This window comes from Leuconostoc sp. LN180020, assembly GCF_014844115.1.
Taxonomy (GTDB): domain Bacteria; phylum Bacillota; class Bacilli; order Lactobacillales; family Lactobacillaceae; genus Leuconostoc; species Leuconostoc citreum.
On the sequence record NZ_CP039736.1, the window covers coordinates 875,606 to 895,407 of the forward strand.

The window sequence follows — 19,802 nt, forward strand, 5'->3', positions numbered from 1 at the left end:
GAAATTGGGGAAACTTAATGAATAATAATCCAAAAGGTGGTTTCTTAAAAAGTTCTGTCTTCTATATTTTCATTTTCCTAGCTGTCGTTGGGATGATTTATGGTTTGTTTGGTAATGATAAGTCATCTTCTAAGACACTAACGTCAAGTGAATTTATGAAGGCACTGAATGACAAGGAACTTAAGTCAATTACAGTGCAACCTGGAAATGGTATCTATAATGTTTCAGGTGAGTATCGTACGGCACAAAAGACGAAGGCTGACAAGGGATTAAGTTTCTTGCAGTCATCTCAAAAAGTAACACGCTTCAGTTCTACATTGCTACCTAACGATGCTTCTCTGAAGTCAGTGACACAAGTTGCTTCATCAACTGATACGGATATGGTTACAAAGCAACAAGAGTCGTCAGGCTTTTGGCTAAATTTGTTAGTATCGTTGATACCTGTTTTGCTTATCGTGGCAGTATTTTATGTCATGATGAGCCAGGCTGGGGGTAAAGGCGGCCAAGGTGGCATGATGAGCTTTGGAAAATCAAAAGCAAAGCCATCTGATCCTAAAGACAACAAAGTTCGCTTTTCTGACGTCGCTGGCGCCGAAGAAGAAAAACAAGAATTGGTTGAAGTTGTTGAGTTCTTAAAGTCACCTAAGAAGTTCGTCAATCTTGGTGCCCGTATTCCAAAAGGTGTTTTGCTTGAGGGACCTCCGGGAACTGGTAAAACATTATTAGCTAAAGCAGTCGCTGGTGAAGCGAGTGTCCCATTCTTTTCAATGTCAGGTTCTGACTTCGTTGAGATGTTTGTTGGTGTTGGTGCTTCACGTGTACGTGATTTGTTTGAAAATGCTAAAAAGTCGGCACCAGCCATTATCTTTATTGATGAAATCGATGCCGTTGGTCGTCGACGCGGTACAGGCATGGGTGGCGGAAACGATGAACGTGAACAAACACTTAACCAAATATTGATTGAAATGGATGGTTTTGAAGGATCAGAAGGTGTCATTATTTTGGCTTCAACTAACCGTTCTGATGTGCTAGATCCAGCATTGCTTCGTTCTGGTCGTTTTGACCGTAAAATTTTAGTTGGGGCACCTGATGTTAAGGGCCGTGAAGCTATCTTAAATGTTCATGCCAAGAACAAGCCATTGGCAGATAATGTTGATTTGAAAGCCATTGCGCAGCAGACACCAGGGTACGTTGGTGCCGATTTGGAAAACTTGTTGAACGAAGCTGCTTTACTTGCAGCACGTCGCAATAAGAAAAAAGTTGATGCAGCAGATATTGATGAAGCTGAAGATCGTATTTTCCAAGGCCCAGCAAAAACAAACCGTGGTATGTCAGAGCAAGAGCGTCGAACAACAGCATACCACGAAGCGGGTCATGCATTAGTTGGTTTGGTACGTTCAGAAGCATCAGTTGTCCGTAAAGTAACGATTGTACCACGTGGTCGTATTGGTGGTTATGCATTGATGACGCCTAAAAATGATCGTTACAACTTACGCTACTCTGAGGCAAAAGAGCAGCTAGCTGGTTTGATGGGTGGTCGTGCCTCGGAAATATTCATGTTTAATGAAGCTAGTTCTGGCGCGTCAAACGATTTTCAACAAGCTACTGGTTTAGCAAGACAGATGGTTACGGCATTTGGTATGTCTGACAGAGTTGGTATGGTACAGCTTGAAGGTAATGCCAGTGTCGGTTACGCTGAACAGGCTGGGAATCGTAGTTATTCTGAAGAAACCGCAAGATTGATTGATGAAGAAGTGCGTCGTATTACGAAGGAAGCATTTGAAGACGCTTCAGCAATTCTTTCTGAACATAAGGATAAGCTGGTTGCGATTGCCGAAGCATTGCTAGAAGTTGAAACATTGGACGAAAAGCAAATTAGAGATATTTACGAAACTGGTAAATTTACACGTAAAGATATACAAGATGATGATGAACTGGCAACAGCTAAATCATTTGAAGAAGCAAAAGCAGCCGTTGATGCTAAAGATTCAGAGGCTGAAGAGCGTTATGAACATCACGATGAACCAAAAAAACAAGATGATAGTCAGTCAGAAGTTGAAACACCAGATGATGCGCCAATTGATGACAAAAACGATAAAAATAAGTAAAATGATAGTTGGCGTTTAACGTCAACTTTTTTATTTTAATGACGCATGGCGTAGAAAGTATATTATGGCAGATCAATTTATTAAAACAGTGACAAAAAACAAATTTTTTCGAGCATATGCATTAGATGGGACGCAGCTTGTTCGTGCTGCAGCTTTGACACATGACACATCGCGCTTAGGAGCGATTGTTTTAGGGCGTGGTATGTTGGCAACGACATTAACTGCTCAATCAGTCTTAAAGGGCGAAGAACGACTTGCTATTCAAATTAATGGCCGTGGCCCAATTGGGAATATTGTGGTCGAGGCAGATGCTAAGGGTAGCGTTCGCGGTTACGTGACCAACCCGCAAGTTGCATCAATCGTTGATGACAAAGGACAATTGGATGTTGCGCAAGCTGTTGGTTCAAATGGTTTCTTACAAATAACTAAGTTTGCACCTTATTCAGATCCTTATATAGGGCAGAGTCAGCTGGTCTCAGGCGAAATAGGTGATGACTTTACCTATTACTTGGCGCAATCTGAACAAATACCATCAGTTGTTGGTGTATCAGTTTATATGAACGCTGATAACACAGTTGAAGCTGCCGGTGGTTTTCTCATTCAAGCATTACCGGATGCAACCGACGAAGCACTTGATACCCTAGAAAAAGCGTTAAAGCAAATGAAGCCCTTGGCGGATATGCTAGTTGATAGTTACACACCACTAGATATTTTAGAAGAAATTTTTGGTAAAGGTGAAGTCGAGATACTACAAGTAGCAGGGGTTGGTTTAGCTGCAGAGCCATCAAAAGCGGCTTACCGGGATATGTTGACAACTTTGCCCGCAGAAGAAGTACAAGCGATGATTGATGAAGATGGCGGTGCGGAGGTTGTGGGTAAGTTCTCTGGTAAACGGTACTTTTTCACAGCTGAAGAATTAAGCCGTATTGTTGCAGAAATTAAGAAGAATAATCAGGACTAACCTTTGAGGTTAGCTTTGTTTTTTGGTATAGTTATTATTAGTGAGAACTTTTAGAACTGGTTAATATAACCAGAATAATATGGAGGAAACGTGCTCAATTCAGAGCACTTTATACACATGGCAGAAGAAAAAGCCCTCAACGATCAAATGCTGGCTCGTCGTCAAAAATTAGCAACTATTGTTGATGATTTGCATTTAGATCCATTTGGTAAGCGTTTTGAGCGTACAGCAAAGGCGCAGGAATTACACGATTTATATGACAACAGTACATTGGAAACGCTCGAATCAGAACAACATGAAGTTGTGATTGCTGGTCGTATGATTGCTAAGCGTGGTGCAGGGAAAGTGATTTTTGCTGATTTCCGCGACGTTTCAGGCAAAATTCAAGTCTATGCTAAGCGCGATGATTTGGGTGAAAATTATCCAATTATTAAGCGAGCTGATTTGGGCGATTTCCTTGGTATTAAAGGAATTATAATGAAAACTGAAGCGGGTGAATTAACCGTTTTGGCAACCGAATTAACGCATTTAACAAAGGCTTTACGTCCCATGCCTGACAAGTTCCATGGTATTGCTGATGTTGAAACTCGCTATCGCAAGCGTTATTTAGATTTGATTGCTAATGAGGAATCATTCAAGAAATTCCAATTACGCTCGAAGATAATCTCAGCAATTCGTGCTTATATGGATTCACAAGACTTTATGGAAGTTGAGACGCCAATTTTACAAACAGAAGCTGGTGGTGCTGCTGCGCGGCCATTCATCACACATCATAATGCACTTAATATTGACATGTATATGCGAATTGCGACTGAATTGTACTTGAAGCGTTTGGTTGTTGGTGGCTTTGAACGTGTTTATGAGATTGGCCGTATTTTCCGTAATGAAGGTATGGATCCTAAGCATAACCCTGAGTTTACAACAATGGAGACATATGCTGCATATATGGACTTCACAGACGTTATGGACGAAACTGAAGGCATATTCAAGGCAGCAGCTTCGGTAGTCTCTGACGATTTAAAAGTGACGTATCAAGGGACAGAAATTGATTTGGGTTCAAACTTTGCGCGTAAGCATATGGTTGACTTGATTAAAGAACAAACAGGTATTGATTTCTGGCAAGACATGTCTGTCGAGGCAGCACAAAAGTTAGCTGACGATAAGCATGTTAAATACGAAAAATATTGGGGTGTTGGTCATATTATCAATGCATTCTTCGAAGAGTTTGTTGAAGACACACTGGTACAACCAACCTTTGTTTACGGTCATCCCGTCGAAGTATCGCCATTGGCTAAACGTAACGCTGAGGACTCTCGTTTTACAGATCGTTTCGAACTGTTTATCATGGGTAGCGAGTATGGCAATGCCTTCACTGAGTTGAATGATCCCATTGATCAGCGCGCACGTTTCGAAGCGCAAGTTGCTGAACGTGAAAATGGGAATGATGAAGCAGAAAATATCGATGAAGATTTCATTGAAGCACTTGAATACGGTATGCCGCCAACAGGTGGTTTGGGCATTGGCATTGATCGTTTGGTCATGCTGCTGACAGATTCTGATACGATTCGTGATGTTTTGCTTTTCCCAACAATGCGTTAAATTGTAAAAACTAATTATCAAAAACGCTTGACACATCGCCTAGTTATTCGTTATAATAATTAAGTTGTGTTAAGCAATTATTCCGACTTAGCTCAGTTGGTAGAGCACCTGACTGTTAATCAGGTTGTCGCCGGTTCGAGCCCGGCAGTCGGAGTTATATGAGAAGCAAATCTTAAAAGATTTGCTTTTTTTGTGCCATTTTTCTGGGTATCTTTATCGAAAAAAGTGTTGACATTTTTAGTCAAAACTGGCATAATTAAATAGTTGTGTTAAGCAATTATTCCGACTTAGCTCAGTTGGTAGAGCACCTGACTGTTAATCAGGTTGTCGCCGGTTCGAGCCCGGCAGTCGGAGTTATCAGGTAACCTCAGTGTTATCTACTTGCCGATGTAGCTCAGTTGGTAGAGCACGGGTATCGTAAACCTGGGGTCGGAGGTTCGATTCCTCTCGTCGGCATCAGTTTAAAACCTTCAATCATGAATGATTCGTGATTGAAGGTTTTTTTGTAATGTTGAGACTAATTGATTAGCTCAGTGTTATGTTGGTAATTTGAAAAATAAGCAAATGACGAGGTACAAAATACTTACTAACAAAAGATAAAAACAATTTGATTACAATATGTTGTTATTCTTATTAAAATGGCTGTTATTGCGAATCGATGTGATACAATAATGGCGGTGTAATTGACTTGCCTGATGACTCAGTGGTGATGGTCTACTTGTTTGCAAAATAGCTAAGTACTAAGTATTTCAACTTACTGCTTCCCATTGGTGCCAAAGGTATAGCCGTTTAATAATGGGAGAAAATCATGTTTAAACCTTGGTCTATTTTATCAACGTCTGTTATCATCGCAACAGCACTAACTACTATCAGTTTAAAGCAAGCAAGCGCGGATACAATAACTGGCGCAGCAGTAGCCGACAATAAAACGCAGACAGTAACAACGCCAATAACAGCTGACGCTACTATGGTGTTAACTGCAACTGATGTTAACCGTCACCAAAATGTTGCAACGGTAACGAGTAAAGTACCTGATAAAGCCAGTGACACAAAAAATGATGTTTCAGTAACAACGGCTAGAGATAAGAGTCAGAAACAAGAGATTGTTCAAACCCCAGACAAACAAACGAGTGCTGGCAATGATATACCAACAGATATACAAGTCTCTCATTCAGTGGCGCGTGATGACACATCTGCTACTGAAACGACAGACACAGACAAGACATCGGAATCTGCCAGTGCTGGTAAGGTAGTGGTCAATCAAGAGACACATGAACATACTAATTCTCTGCAAGTAGCAACATTAACTAGTTTTCAAAACCAAAGGACCTTTCGGGATTCTAATCGGGATTCTAAAATACAAGCTCGTTCTGGCTGGGTAAATGATAATGGTCAAAGAAAGTACCAAGAAAATGGTCATTTTATCAGTGGTGAGAAGAAAATAGATAACTACTGGTATAATTTTGATAACAACTATGTCATGTCACGTGGTTTGACACAATTACCAAATAAAATCGTGTACTACAATGCGCAAACTGGGCGAATGGTGTATGGGTATCTTTGGTACAATAATGATTTTATGTACTTTGATGATTATGATGGTCACATGATTAAGGGTGAACGGCATTACGGTAATAACAGCATGGAGTATTACGATAATTCTGGTATGCAAGTACGTGATGCTTATGTCTGGGCTGGTAACACATTTTATTATATGAAGCCAAATGGCGATGCGGTTAAAGGTGTGCGTTATTATGGTAATGGCAATATGGAATTTTATGGTGATGATTTCAAGCAAGTACGTAATAATTATGCACAAGATGCTGCTGGCCGATATTATTTAACTAGTAATGGGGATGCTTTCAAGGGTGTTCGCAACGTTGGTAATAGTTTTGAAATTTACGGTAACGATTATAAACAAGTTATCAATCAATATGTCGCTACTGGCAGTACCTTTTATTATATGGATCAAAATGGTCTGGCGATTAAAGGGATTCGCCATTATGGCAATAATAACATGGAGTACTATGGTAGTGATGCCAAACAAGTTCGAGACGCCTATGTTCACGACAATGGTGTGCTATACTATATGAAATCTAATGGCGACGCGCTGAGAGGCTTTCGGCATTATGGCAATAACATGTTAGAGTACTATGGAGATAATTTTGTTCAGTACCGTGACAAATACTTAATATACGGTCATAAAAGATACCATTTTGGCCGGTGGGGTGACGCTGACACGATTGATACTGTTGATGCCAATGGCAATGTGGTCGCCGTATCGAAATTCAACGTCTGGGACACAGCTTATATAACAAAGTTTGCTGATTCAACATTAGGCGGTAGTCATGACTTGAAGCAGCTGGCTGGACAAAATGTTACAATTCTCAACAAGACACAGACGAATTATTCAAATTCTTCATACTATTATACGGTTAGGCTGGCTAATAATAACATTATTAGTCATGTTTTAGAGCAAGACTTACAATCGTCTCCGGTACAATTTCACGTGGATGTTAATCAAGTCATTAATTGGTTTGAATATAATAAGGGTCGTTTGACTTATTCAATGTATGGTTCACGTAATGGCGCCGATGGTACAGCCGATTGTTCTGGTTCAATGACACAAGCTTTGTATGAGGCTGGGGCTAAACCATATGATTACTTGTACAGTACAGAGTCATTACATGATTATTTGACAAATAATGGATTCAAATTAATTATTGAAAATGCTTCTAGTTGGGATGCCAAACGTGGCGATATTGTGATCTGGGGTAAGCGCGGATTTAGTGAGGGAGCTTTTGGTCACGTTGGGATTATGACCACAACAGAAAATGACCCATACTTTATTTCAACATGTTATTTAACAGCAGGGGCAAAAGGATCAGCTGTTCAAGAAGTGCGTTATAATGAATTTGCGCAACGTGACAGTTACCCGTATTACTATGTTTATCGTCAAATGTAAGTTATTAAAAGCCGAAGGGCTTTTTTTCATTGCTTTCTGAAAATATTTGTTATAATGACAGTAGCAACACAGAAAGTTTTGAGTATTCATACGTTAATTTGGCGCAGCCATTAAAGGGGTAGCAAGAAATATGAATATGATTTTTAACATACTAGCTGACTTACACTTAGAAATTATATATCGAAAAATACGCTCAAGAATTGTAACTAGTTCGCCATAGATTTTTTCATGCGCACGTGTATATATTGTGCTATCAAGCTGTCTCCAAAAATTTAAACGATAATCACAATAGGCATTGTGCGCATTTATCAGCTTAATGAGTCTAAATGACAATTGTTGAAAGTGAGTTGGCGCATGAATAGCGATTATTTGTACAAAGTCATTAAACACGCATTGTTAAAATTACAGGCAAAAGCTAATCAAAATGAGGCTGAGAGAGAAAAACTTATACCATATATTAAAAATTACCAAAAAGACCTAACAACACTTAAACGTAAGCAACGCGCAGTTCATCCAAATGATCTTAATAGTGGCGATTTAGCCGTGCGCTATGAAACACAAGTTGCCGTTGCCGACCACGAAGTTATCTTAATTATGCGAAAAACTGAACGGATAATTCAGGATCTGGCTAAGTGTCCGAGACGCGGTATTGCTGTTAATTATTAATATAAAAGAGACGTGCAATCTATTAATGGATTGGACGTCTCTTTTAAAATGTCGTTAAGCTGGCTTAAATTTAACAGTGAAAGTTAGCACACTCGCAATGACTAATATGACAGCCACGAAACTATATGGCAAAAAACTATTAATGTCCAGTAGCACACCGCCCAGAACAGGACCAATAATATTACCGACACTTGTCAAAGACATATTTAAGCCATTAATAAATCCTTGTTGTTCATTATCAATTTTGGATAGCATAGTTGTGATGGCGGGTCGTAGAATATCAAAACCAACGAAAATAATTAAGGTAGCGATAAATACTTCCCATTTGCTTTGCGAGAATAAAATCCACAAAATAGCAACAAATCCAGCCATAAAGCTGATACGAATGACCATCAGCTCACCGACTAACATGACGAGCTTTTCAAACAAAATAACCTGGAAAAAAAGAGATACGGCACCGTTGATTACTAAAAACCAAGCAATTTCTGTTAAATTAAAACCACGAACATCATGAAAGTATAGGCTGAACATATTCTCAAAGGCAGACAAACCAAACGATGCCACAAAAATCATTAATAAAAGCATGACTAATGCGACTGTCCAAAAATTACGAATAGTTTTAGTCTGAGATTGTGTCGTCTCAGCAATATTTTTGACGCGTAAGTCCTCGTCTTTTGGCATGAATATCATAAAAATGAGGAAAGCAGTGGCACCGAGTACAGCTGAACCAACGAAAGGCAGTGTATGATTAATATTAGCTAAAACACCACCAATACCAGGGCCTAAGATAATACCACCACTAAAAGAAGCGGATAACCAACCAATCACACGCGCACGATTATCGTTAGTTGTCATATCGGCTGCTAGTGCGGTAATTGAAGGAATTGACAATGCTGCCGCAAGACCACCTAATGCGCGAGCTAGGTTGAGTAACCACAAAGCATTGCCTATGCCAAAAGCGAAAACAGCTTCCGATACAGCAAAAAAGAATAAACCAGCAGCAATTAAGGGGACACGCGCAAATTTATCAGAAATTTTACCAATAATGGGTGAGGCCACAAATTGTACAGCTGCAAACAGTGCAGCCATAATGCCCATATCAGTGGCTGTCAGTCCCATATCATCTTTGATATAGGGTTCAACTGGAATAATGAGACCAATACCCAACATAATGAGTAATTGTGATCCAACTAATAAAGTTAATGCACGTTTTTGAATCTTTGTCATGAAATGTTCACGCTCTCTTTCAGTATTAAAAAAGTGTATAAAAAAGAGGACGTCGCATTGACAACGTCCAATCTATACCCATTCTGCAGGGTTAACGCATACGTGAAGTCACGTCGGTATTTACTTAATCACTATACAATATCATCAAAAAAAAGTTGTGTCAACTAGTCAAGCTGGCGTAGTAAAATAGCAGCGAGGAAACGATAACGGTATACTAAAATAGGTTATCGCGCTAACTGCGTATAAATGACGTACCAATTGACAAAAAAGACAATTACAAAGCAAACAATTGACGATTATTTTCATGAAAAGAGATATGTTTGTAACATATAACCTGTTATGATAGAAGAATATGTTTAATCATAAATGGAGAAATAGAGGAGTAAACATGGCGACAGATCAAAAACTTAATCGGACCATGACGTTAGTCCCTGCGATTTCAACTGTGATGGGTACAGTGATTGGGGCAGGGGTATTCTATAAGGCATCGAGTGTAGCTGATGCAACTGGTTCGACAAGCATGTCGTTGTTTGTATGGTTAGTTGGTGGATTAATTAGTTTAGCAGCTGGTTTGACAGGCGCTGAATTGGCGGCCGCTTTGCCACAAACGGGTGGGATGCTTGTCTATATTGAACGTGCCTATGGCAAGCTAGCAAGTTATTTATTAGGTTGGGCACAAATTATTATTTATTTCCCAGCCAGCATTGCAGCTAAGGGTGTCATCTTTGGGACACAGGTCGCTAATTTGCTACATTGGGGTAGTGCGGCGATTATTCCTTCTGGTATTGCCGCTTTGGTATCAGTTGCAATGATTAATATGTTGGGTTCAAAAATTGCTGGGCAGTTCCAGTCAATTACATTATTTTTCAAACTAATACCACTAGCTTTAATTATTATTTTTGGCTTATTACAGCCAGGCGGGGTTGATGTCAGCTTATTCCCTGTGTCACCTGGACACGCAGTTGGCGGTTGGGCAACTGCGATGGGTGCTGGATTATTAGCCACAATGTATGCTTATGATGGTTGGATTCACGTGGGTAATATCGCCGGTGAAATGAAAAATCCAACCCGTGATTTACCACGTGCGATTGCTGGTGGCTTACTAGGCATCATGATTATTTATTTGTTAGTTAATTATGCTTTCTTGCATGCATTACCATTTCATGCTATTCAAGGCAATCAAAACACCGCTATGGATGCTGCACAACAAATATTTGGTGGTTTCGGTGGTAAATTAATTACAATAGGTATCTTAATCTCAATTTATGGTACTTTAAATGGTTATACCATGACCGGAATGCGCTTGCCCTATGCTATGGCATTAGAAAACAGCTTGCCATTCTCAAAACATTTAGTTAAACTTAATCGTTTCAAGATTCCTTATATTGCTGGTATATTTGAATTGATAGTGGCGATTGCTTTGATGTTTGTCGGTGGGTTTGATACATTAACTGATATGCTGATTTTTGTGATTTGGTTATTTTACACAATGGTCTTTATTGCGGTGATTAAGCTGCGTCGTACAGAACCAGACTTAAAGCGCCCATACCGTGTGCCATTTTATCCGGTTGTGCCAATTATCGCTATTTTAGGTGGTGTATTCATTATTGGCATGACATTGATGACTGAATTTAAATTAGCTATGATTGGTGTCTTGGCAACATTAGCTGGGTTGCCACTGTACTATTTCATGCAAAAGCGTAAATAAATCAGTAAAACGTCTGACGATTGTCAGGTGTTTTTTATTTTCGCCAACCACGCTTAAAAGCGAACCAGTAGCATTTTGAAAAATGACATGGTAAAATTTTATTAATTAAATCTTTTTTGCTCAGTATTGACATGCTTGCGGGAGTAGCGGCACAAATGTGTGGGAAACTGACTAACTGGGTAATCTAATATCTAGCGGCCAACCTTAAACAGCAAGACGCAAAGTAAATTTCTCTTAAAGGAGTGTGTCATATGAGCATACAAACTAGTGAAACGGACGACGGGCCGTTATCGCCTGACATTAAGTTTCACAATCAAGAATGGTCCCAAGTTGTTGATGAACTATCAACGCCGTATCCTGATGGTTTAAGTACCAAGGAAGCAACTGATAGGTTACACAGCAATGGGTATAATGAGGTGACGTTAAAACCAACACCAAAATGGGTCATGTTTTTACGGCAATTCAATAATATCATTGTGTATATTTTAGTTGTTGCCGCTGTTTTAACGTTATTGATGAGGCATTACTCTGACTCAGTGGTTATTGGATTAGTCGTGGTTATTAATGCGCTAATTGGCTATTTACAAGAAGTTAATGCAAGTAATGCACTTGAAAAGATTAAGCGCATGTTGTCAGTGGAAGCAACAGTGATTCGACAGGGACAACGTGTAGATATACCAGCGCGTGAATTAGTGACTGGCGATTTAGTATACTTAGAGGCTGGGGATAATGTCCCTGCAGATTTACGATTATTAGATGTTGATAACCTACGCATACAGGAGTCATCCTTAACCGGGGAAGCAGATTCGGTTTTAAAAAATGATGCTGTATTATCTGCTAATATGCCATTAGCTGAGCGCTATAATATGGCCTATGCTTCAACAGCAGTGACTAACGGTAGTGCTACAGGTATTGTTGTGGCTACAGGGCTACAAACACAAATTGGACAAATTTCTCAAAGTGTATCAGATGTCGCTGGAAACAAATCACCATTAACGCGAGAATTAGATAAACTGGGACATGGCATTTCTTGGTTTATTGTTGCGGCTTCTGTTGTGATGTTTGTTATTGGATGGTTACTAGATATTTATACATTGCCAACTTTGGTAATGGCTATTATTGCTATGATTGTTGGTTCAATGCCGGAAGGCCTTCCAGCTGCAACATCAATTATTTTGGCAACTGGTGTACAGAAGTTAACCAAAAAACATGCGATTGTAAAAACTTTACCTGCTGCTGAAACACTGGGAGCCGTTGATATTATAGCTTCTGATAAGACTGGGACGCTCACAAAAAATGAGATGACGGTGCAAGATATTGTGATTGATGAGAAACATTATCAAGTCACAGGAACAGGTTATGCACCCAATGGTCAAATTCTATATAACCAACAACCAGTTGAATTATCACAAGATAAACCACTAGCTATGTTTTTGACTATGGGGCATCAAGCTAATGATACGTTTTTAACAGAAACAAATGGTATTTGGGAAGTTAATGGTGAACCAACGGATGCAGCATTCTTGTCAGCTTATTATAAAGCTTTTGGACAGAAAACACCTCAGTTAGTAGAAATAGATCGTATTCCTTTTGATTCAGATTATCGGTATATTGCCAGATTAGTTGAAAACCAGAAACACGCACGTTTTATTGCTATAAAAGGTTCCCCGGACAAATTATTTGACTTAGCAGCGCATGATGATCAGTTCGATCGTCAGTATTGGGAAAAACAAGCGACTCATTTTGCGCAACAAGGTAAACGTGTGATTGCTGTGGGTTACTTAGACGTTGCTACTACATTGTCTGAAGTGACACATGAGCATTTAGTTGTTGAAGGGATTAAATTGCTTGGTTTGGCAGCTATTATCGACCCACCACGGCCAGAGGTAGTTGAAGCAATTGCTGACATGCGACGGGCAGGCATTCGCGTTAAAATGATTACTGGCGATAGTGCGGATACAGCCAGAGCCATTGGTAGTCAACTCGGCCTTGCTAATAATATTCAAGCAATGACAGGCGCTGAGGTAGAAAGCCTTTCTGATCGTGCCTTAGCAAAAATCGTTCCAAAATATGATGTCTTTGCTCGTACCACCCCACAGGATAAGTTACGCATTGTTGCTGCTTATCAAGCTAACGGTCTTGTAACGGCGATGACTGGGGATGGCGTTAATGACGCACCAGCGTTAAAAAAGGCAGATATTGGCGTTGCTATGGGGATTAAAGGTACGGATGTTGCCAAAGATTCTGCGGATATGGTACTAGCAACCGATGATTTCTCAACGATTAAAGTAGCCATTGCACAGGGACGCCGCTTGTATGATAATATTCGTAAAACAATTTTATATTTATTACCTACAAGTTTTGCTGAGGGGCTGATTGTGGTCTTTAGTATCTTGCTACGCCAACCAATGCCGCTAACAGCAACACAATTATTGTGGATAAATATGGTGTCAGCACTGACGTTACAACTTGCCTTGATTTTTGAACCAGCTGAACCAGGTATTATGACAAGACCACCACGTCGGGCCTCGGCAAAACTGATGACACGTCATGATGTTATTCAGATGGTTTATGTAAGTGTAATTATTGCTGCGGTAGCTTTAGGCGTCTTTGAATACCTTAATGGTAAAACGAGTTTTGCTGTTGCCAGTACGATGGCAGTGAATGTGATTATTTTCGGGAAAATTTTTTATCTTTTTAATATTAGAACAGCAGCGCCTGCGCTAAGTCGTTCATTTTGGACGAATCCAATGGCATTTGTGACAATTGCTGTGATGATTCTATTACAGTTGGTTTTCACCTATGTGCCATTTATGCAAAGTGTCTTCTCGACGGCTGCATTGCGTCTAGAAAACTGGGGGGTTATTATCGCAACAGGCACAATTGTCTTAATTATTGCAGAATTAGATAAATACCGACGTCTTTTCAAGAGTCGTCATTAAGTAACAATATATCATACGATAATAGCTGGAAGGTCGCTTAATGAGTGGCCTTTTTGCTATAATAAAAATGGTATACCCATTTAGGGCAATAATTTGAGATAGGTAATGACATGGCAAAAGTTAGATTTCACATTGCATCACAAACAGAATTAGTCCTTGATCAAGAAGCTCGTATCGGGGATGTGATTGATTTGACTGATGAACAAAATATTGATACGTCTATTATTAATGGTAAGATTGCAGATATTTTAGATGATAAGTTGGTGCAGGCCAAGGTGGAATGGCAGGCACAACAAGAAAAGCAAGCGCAAATAGAATTAGAAAACCAATTACAAGCGCAAAAACAAAGTTTACAAGAACAACTTAATGACAAGTCACAACAAATTGTGGCACTAGAGACCAAATTAACAGCATTATCACAACAAAATGAGGCTGAACTACAATCAAAACTTATACAAAAAGACCTTGATTTGCAAGAAACATTAGCTAAAAAGCAGGCTGAAATCGTTGAATTACAAGCTAAAATTGATGCTGTGAAACAACAAAGCCAATCTGAATTGACAACAACTTTAATCAAAAAAGACGCAGAAGTGCAAAATGAATTAGCTACACGAGAAAAGGTTTTAGCCGAACTGCGCTCACAATTACAGCTCAAGGAACAAGAAAAACAATTACAGCTAGCTAGTGTTAAAAATGACTATGAAACACAACTTAAAACAGCTAATGAACAAGTTGAATTCTATAAAGATTTTAAGGCACGTCAGTCAACTAAGGAAATTGGAGAAAGTCTAGAGCAATATGCCATGACAGAATTTAATAAGATTCGGCCATATGCTTTCCCAAATGCTTATTTTGAGAAAGATAATACCTTGTCGGAAACCAATTCCAAAGGCGACTTTATTTTTAGAGACTACCAAGATGATTTAGAGTTTATTAGTATTATGTTCGATATGAAAAATGAGGCTGATACAACAGCTTCTAAACATAAAAATACTGATTTTTTTAAAGAATTAGATAAGGACCGCCGAGAAAAGAAAACCGAATATGCAGTTCTAGTGTCCATGTTGGAAGCCGATAGCGACTTATACAATACCGGTATTGTCCAGGTGCCGGATTACGATAAAATGTACGTGATTCGACCACAATTTTTTATTCAATTTATTGGTGTGTTGCGTAATGCGGCACTCAATTCAGTTAGTTATAAAAAAGAACTAGAACAAGTTAAAGAACAAAACATTGATATTACACATTTTGAGAGTGATTTGACCCAATTTAAAAATGCGTTTGGTAAAAATTACGAAAGTGCCTCAAATAACTTTAAAAAAGCAATTGAGGAAATTGATAAGTCAATCGCCCGAATGGAAGCTGTTAAACGCGCGTTGACAACTTCGGAAAATCAATTACGGTTAGCCAATAACAAGTTGGAAGATGTGAGTGTTAAGAAACTGACAAGAGGCAATCCAACGATGAAGGCAAAGTTTGATGAGACTAAACGAGTGTAAATATTTTTTCTAGTTAGTTGGTTTATATGCTTAACTAAATTTAGTTGAGTAAAATTCAAAAAACAACTTATTGCTTCTTTTTATTTTTGGGGAGAAAGATAATCGACTTATGAATTTACACAAATTAATTAAACAAAAATGAGAAAATAAAGCTTTGTTAAAAAACGTGATTAATGTACTGTTGAATAGAGGAGTGCATGGATTGTATATTTATGCTTTGGATACTGATTTACGGTAAAAATTAGTATCATTGAAACAAGATAGATTATGAATTATGAATATTAGGATTCTAAAAGGTTTATAAAGCTCAGGCTCGATTTCATAGGTTCATTACATTTTAGATAACTGAATGTTTTTTTAAAAGCTTAATGATTAGACATATTATCATTAAGCTTTTTTTAACTCAAACCAACATAAAAAGCCGCAACCGAAGTTGCGACTTGATATAGCTCGTGAGAGAATCGAACTCTCGATTCCGCCGTGAAAGGGCAGCGTCTTAGCCACTTGACCAACGAGCCATGGTCAGTGATGTCTAATTTGTATCAGACAACTATAATATCATATCAACTTTCACGGTGGGTGTCAATACTTTTTAATTGCTAGTTAAGTATTTTTTTTAAAGTTTGTCGTTGCGCAACTGTTAGATATGTTTCTAACGCACATAATTGTGCTATAAAGTGTTGACGCCCTTGGTATGCGATGATGCCTTTGGCATGTTGTAAATGTTGGTAATGAGCAATTAATACGTCTGCTTGAGATTGTGCAACTTGGTTAATTTTGGCATGTATATTGTTATCTTTCGTGGCATGTGCCATAAGATTTAAATCGTTAATTGTCACATCTGGCATTGTCAGCACGTAGTCAAAACCTAGTTGTGATAACGCTTGTGTGCGCAGTGCGTCTGATAAATTTAATGAAACCATCTCATACTCCTGTTTAACGTCCAAAGGACTAGTTAAACAAATAAAAAACGTGCACGATATACGCGCACGTTAAGAGTGACGTATATCCTATTACAGTGGAGCACCTTGCCAAAGTGGTAGGTTGCTGCTAGGTCGAAGTGTGTAATCACTCACTAGCTCTCGATATAACACGTGATTTAATTGTTACACTCAGTCTATACAATAAGACAATGAATGTCAATACGACAGTGATTCATTTTTGTAGTAGCCCAGAATTATTTCTGGGCTATTTTTTTTAATAAAAAGTTGTCTAGGGACAGAATAACGAGATAGAGTGCTTGCTTATCAACTTGTCTATACATTTCTTTAAAAAGTGCGTATATCTAATTTGTAAGCGGTTACATTACGTGATATATTGGGGTTGTTAACACAGGGGAGGGCATTAAAATGAATAAATATCAGATAATTCATGATGACCTAGTGAAAGATATTCTGGCGGGTAAATATCACGAAAAAATGTTACCTAGTGATTATGCGTTAATGAATCGCTATCATGTTGCGCGCGAAACTGCTCGCAAAGCTATTGCTATGTTGGTCGATGAAGGCTATGCCATGCGAATCAAAGGCAAGGGCACATTTGTGATTCAACATAATCGTTATTCATTTCCAATCTCTCATGTTGAGAGTTATCGTGAATTAGCCAATAGATTACACCTTAAAGAACATACACAACTAGTTGCGATTCAGGACGCTGAGGTGCCAGCAACTTTTGATAGTAAAGCAGAAACAGTGGTGCTAGCAACAGAAATTACGCGTGTGCGTTATTTAGATGATGAACCAATCATCATTGATAGAGATTATGTTTTGAAAGCTGTGATTCCGGAAATTCTAGCACTTCCAAAATCATTGTCTCTATTTGAATTATTTGAGCAGCAACTAGGCTTAACGATTAGTCATGCGACCAAAACAATTACCATTGAAGCACTAAGTATACAAGATAAACAACTAATGAAATTACCCGAAGCGGGTGTCGTCGTTGTTGTGCGTTCCGAAACGTTTTTAAGCGATGGCAGGACATTGTCGTACACTGAATCACGTCATCGCGCTGATAAATTTAAGAGCGTCGAATTTGCTAGACGGCATTAAATTACTACGTGACTCATGCACTAACAGCCGATATGAAGGAGAAAATGATGAATAATGTGGAGATATTGGCACCAATTACTGGGCAACTGATAGCGTTGTCATCTGTAAAGGACAACGTTTTTAGTCGAGAAGTGATGGGGAAAGGTTTTGCTATTATACCGACTGGGCAAGAAATCGTTGCGCCAGTCGATGGCGAAGTGATAGCTTTGCAGGGACATGCTTTTGGCATCAAGCAAGCCAATGGACTAGAAGTACTGACGCATGTTGGTTTAGAAACAGTTACCTTGAATGGCAAACCCTACTCATGGTCAATTAAAGTAGGCGAAATGGTTCATGCAGGAGATGTTATTGGTCATGTCGATTTGGCACAAATTGCGGCAGCAAATTTAGATGCAACAACAATGGTTGTGATGACAAATACTGATGATGTCGTAGAGCATGTTAATATTTTGTCGCAAAGTACAGTCAATATGGGGCAATCAGTTGCTAAAGTAACGTTGAAAAAAGTCCAACTGACAGAAGCCGCCAGTCCAACTGGTAGCCAATACGAAAAATTGGCAGCTGATATTATAGCTGGCGTAGGTGGTAAGCAAAATGTAGTTAAAGTCATTCACTGTATCACACGGTTACGATTTTATCTTAAAAATCATGAGCTTGCTGACGACCAGGGAATCTCACAGTTAAATGGCGTTGCTGGCGTGAACTATGCAGAATCACTGGGACAATATCAAGTAGTGATTGGACCAGCTGTGACTGATGTTTATGATGAAGTAATCTCACAGCTTGGTGATGGTGTTGCCGATGATTCAGCCAAAAGCAACAATAATACGGATAGTGCCTCAAAAAATCCAATAATACGTGGTTTTCAAGCAATTATTGGTACAATTACAGGTTCTATGATGCCTATTATTGGGTTATTGGCTGCTGGTGGAATGCTGAATGGTTTCTTAAGTTTATTTTCTAATAAAGCGTCGTTTCCAGCGATTTATTTTATTGATCCTGCATCAAGTACTTTTACTATTTTACAGTCCATGGCGATGGCACCATTCTATTTCCTGCCAATTTTAGTAGGTTTTCTGCTGCACAACAACTTAAAAGTGACCCATTTGTCGTTGCAGCGATTGGGGCTTTCTTAGTTAAGCCTGAGTTTATTGGGATAACTAATCCGCATGTTGTCGATGGTAAGTTGGCAGAACCAGCCAAGGCAGTTGGTTCATTATTCGGCGTATCGCTGAATGCGACTTTTTTCGGGCTACCAATTAACATCCCTAGTTATGCCTATTCAATTTTCCCAATTATTTTTGCAGCCTGGCTAGCAAGACCAGTAGGTAATTGGTTAAAGAAACATTTACCATTGGTTTTGCGGTCAATTTTCCAACCATTGTTAACGCTCTTGCTTGTTGGGGCAGTCGTTCTTGTCTTTGTTGGCCCAGCGATTACATTACTATCGCAGGGTATTTCTACCATAATTAATTGGTTATTGCACTTGAATTATCCATTGTCTGGATTGATTATTGGTGGCTTGTATCAAGCTTTGGTTATTTTCGGGTTACATTGGATGGTTGTACCATTGATTGCCAATGAAATTGCACAAACAGGGCACTCAACTCTAAATGCAATCGTGAACTTTACAATGATTGCACAAGGTGCTGGGGCATTAGCTGTTTGGGCAAAAACCAAGATACCATCATTAAAGGGGTTGGCTGGTGCTGGTTTCTTGTCAGCGATGGCTGGTATTACAGAGCCAGCAATGTATGGTATTAATTTGAAATATGGTCGTGTATTCTGGATGGCTAATATTGGTGGTGCTGTTGGCGGTTTGATTGCTGGGTTATTTAATCTGAACATGTATGGCTTTACAGGGTCATTAATTGGTTTTCCATCATTTGCGGTACCAAAGGGACAAGCTGGTTCAGCAAACAATATGCTTATATTCTGGGTTGCAGCTATAGCAACCATCGCTGTTGCGTTCCTGATGGTTTACTTCTTTGGCTTCAAAGATACAGATACACAACAAATTAAAACTGTCGAAAAGAAAAATGCTTTTAAAGACGCAGTAAAAAAGTAGAAAGGACA

Annotated in this window: 12 protein-coding genes, 4 tRNA genes and 1 pseudogene; 14 read left to right on the top strand and 3 right to left on the bottom strand. The window is 39.1% G+C overall.

What is annotated here, in order from left to right; translation table 11 throughout:
• Positions 1–17: 17 nt before the first annotated feature.
• From ftsH to FAZ25_RS04700, 8 genes are all read left to right on the top strand, one after another.
• Complete coding sequence (gene ftsH / locus FAZ25_RS04665; protein WP_004901503.1) at positions 18–2,108, top strand: ATP-dependent zinc metalloprotease FtsH; 2,091 nt, start codon at positions 18–20, stop codon at positions 2,106–2,108.
• Positions 2,109–2,172: 64 nt separating this feature from the next.
• Positions 2,173–3,069: an Hsp33 family molecular chaperone HslO gene (gene hslO / locus FAZ25_RS04670; RefSeq protein WP_004901500.1), complete on the top strand. Its 897-nt coding sequence runs from the start codon at positions 2,173–2,175 to the stop codon at positions 3,067–3,069.
• A gap of 117 nt (positions 3,070–3,186) precedes the next feature.
• Positions 3,187–4,668, top strand: coding sequence for a lysine--tRNA ligase (gene lysS, locus FAZ25_RS04675; RefSeq protein ID WP_012305406.1), 1,482 nt, complete (start codon positions 3,187–3,189; stop codon positions 4,666–4,668).
• 81 nt (positions 4,669–4,749) lie between these two features.
• Positions 4,750–4,822 (top strand) — tRNA-Asn (locus FAZ25_RS04680).
• A gap of 127 nt (positions 4,823–4,949) precedes the next feature.
• Positions 4,950–5,022: transfer RNA gene (locus FAZ25_RS04685), tRNA-Asn, on the top strand.
• A gap of 29 nt (positions 5,023–5,051) precedes the next feature.
• Positions 5,052–5,124 (top strand) — tRNA-Thr (locus FAZ25_RS04690).
• A 352-nt stretch (positions 5,125–5,476) separates the two neighbouring features.
• Positions 5,477–7,633 (top strand): peptidoglycan amidohydrolase family protein, encoded by a 2,157-nt coding sequence (locus tag FAZ25_RS04695; protein WP_004906698.1) that lies wholly within the window; start codon positions 5,477–5,479, stop codon positions 7,631–7,633.
• Positions 7,634–7,987: 354 nt separating this feature from the next.
• Positions 7,988–8,299 carry a hypothetical protein gene (locus FAZ25_RS04700; protein ID WP_004905414.1) on the top strand — a complete coding sequence of 104 codons (312 nt, stop codon included), beginning with the start codon at positions 7,988–7,990 and terminating at the stop codon, positions 8,297–8,299.
• A gap of 54 nt (positions 8,300–8,353) precedes the next feature.
• Here the strand turns inward: FAZ25_RS04700 and FAZ25_RS04705 are convergent, their stop codons facing one another.
• Positions 8,354–9,526: an MFS transporter gene (locus FAZ25_RS04705; RefSeq protein WP_004906695.1), complete on the bottom strand. Its 1,173-nt coding sequence runs from the start codon at positions 9,524–9,526 to the stop codon at positions 8,354–8,356.
• Positions 9,527–9,914: 388 nt separating this feature from the next.
• On the opposite strand from FAZ25_RS04705, the gene FAZ25_RS04710 reads away from it, so the two are divergent.
• From FAZ25_RS04710 to FAZ25_RS04725, 4 genes are all read left to right on the top strand, one after another.
• A complete protein-coding gene (locus tag FAZ25_RS04710) occupies positions 9,915–11,234 on the top strand; it encodes an APC family permease (RefSeq protein ID WP_004901491.1) in 1,320 nt (439 codons plus the stop codon).
• 251 nt (positions 11,235–11,485) lie between these two features.
• Positions 11,486–14,176 (top strand): HAD-IC family P-type ATPase, encoded by a 2,691-nt coding sequence (locus tag FAZ25_RS04715; protein ID WP_004906692.1) that lies wholly within the window; start codon positions 11,486–11,488, stop codon positions 14,174–14,176.
• A 110-nt stretch (positions 14,177–14,286) separates the two neighbouring features.
• Positions 14,287–15,678, top strand: coding sequence for a DUF2130 domain-containing protein (locus FAZ25_RS04720; RefSeq protein WP_004906690.1), 1,392 nt, complete (start codon positions 14,287–14,289; stop codon positions 15,676–15,678).
• Positions 15,679–15,832: 154 nt separating this feature from the next.
• Positions 15,833–15,916, top strand: a complete 84-nt coding sequence (locus FAZ25_RS04725; RefSeq protein ID WP_133424550.1) for a DNA/RNA helicase domain-containing protein — start codon at positions 15,833–15,835, stop codon at positions 15,914–15,916.
• 208 nt (positions 15,917–16,124) lie between these two features.
• On the opposite strand, the gene FAZ25_RS04730 is transcribed toward FAZ25_RS04725, so the two are convergent.
• Both FAZ25_RS04730 and FAZ25_RS04735 read right to left on the bottom strand, forming a co-directional pair.
• Positions 16,125–16,196 (bottom strand) — tRNA-Glu (locus tag FAZ25_RS04730).
• 81 nt (positions 16,197–16,277) lie between these two features.
• Entirely contained in the window at positions 16,278–16,601 is a 324-nt protein-coding gene (locus FAZ25_RS04735; protein WP_004901463.1) for a hypothetical protein, read from the bottom strand.
• A gap of 426 nt (positions 16,602–17,027) precedes the next feature.
• Here FAZ25_RS04735 and treR point away from each other — a divergent pair, with 426 nt between their 5' ends.
• Complete coding sequence (gene treR, locus FAZ25_RS04740; protein ID WP_004901460.1) at positions 17,028–17,726, top strand: trehalose operon repressor; 699 nt, start codon at positions 17,028–17,030, stop codon at positions 17,724–17,726.
• A gap of 47 nt (positions 17,727–17,773) precedes the next feature.
• A pseudogene (locus tag FAZ25_RS04745) lies at positions 17,774–19,794 on the top strand (glucose PTS transporter subunit IIA).
• Positions 19,795–19,802: the final 8 nt, after the last annotated feature.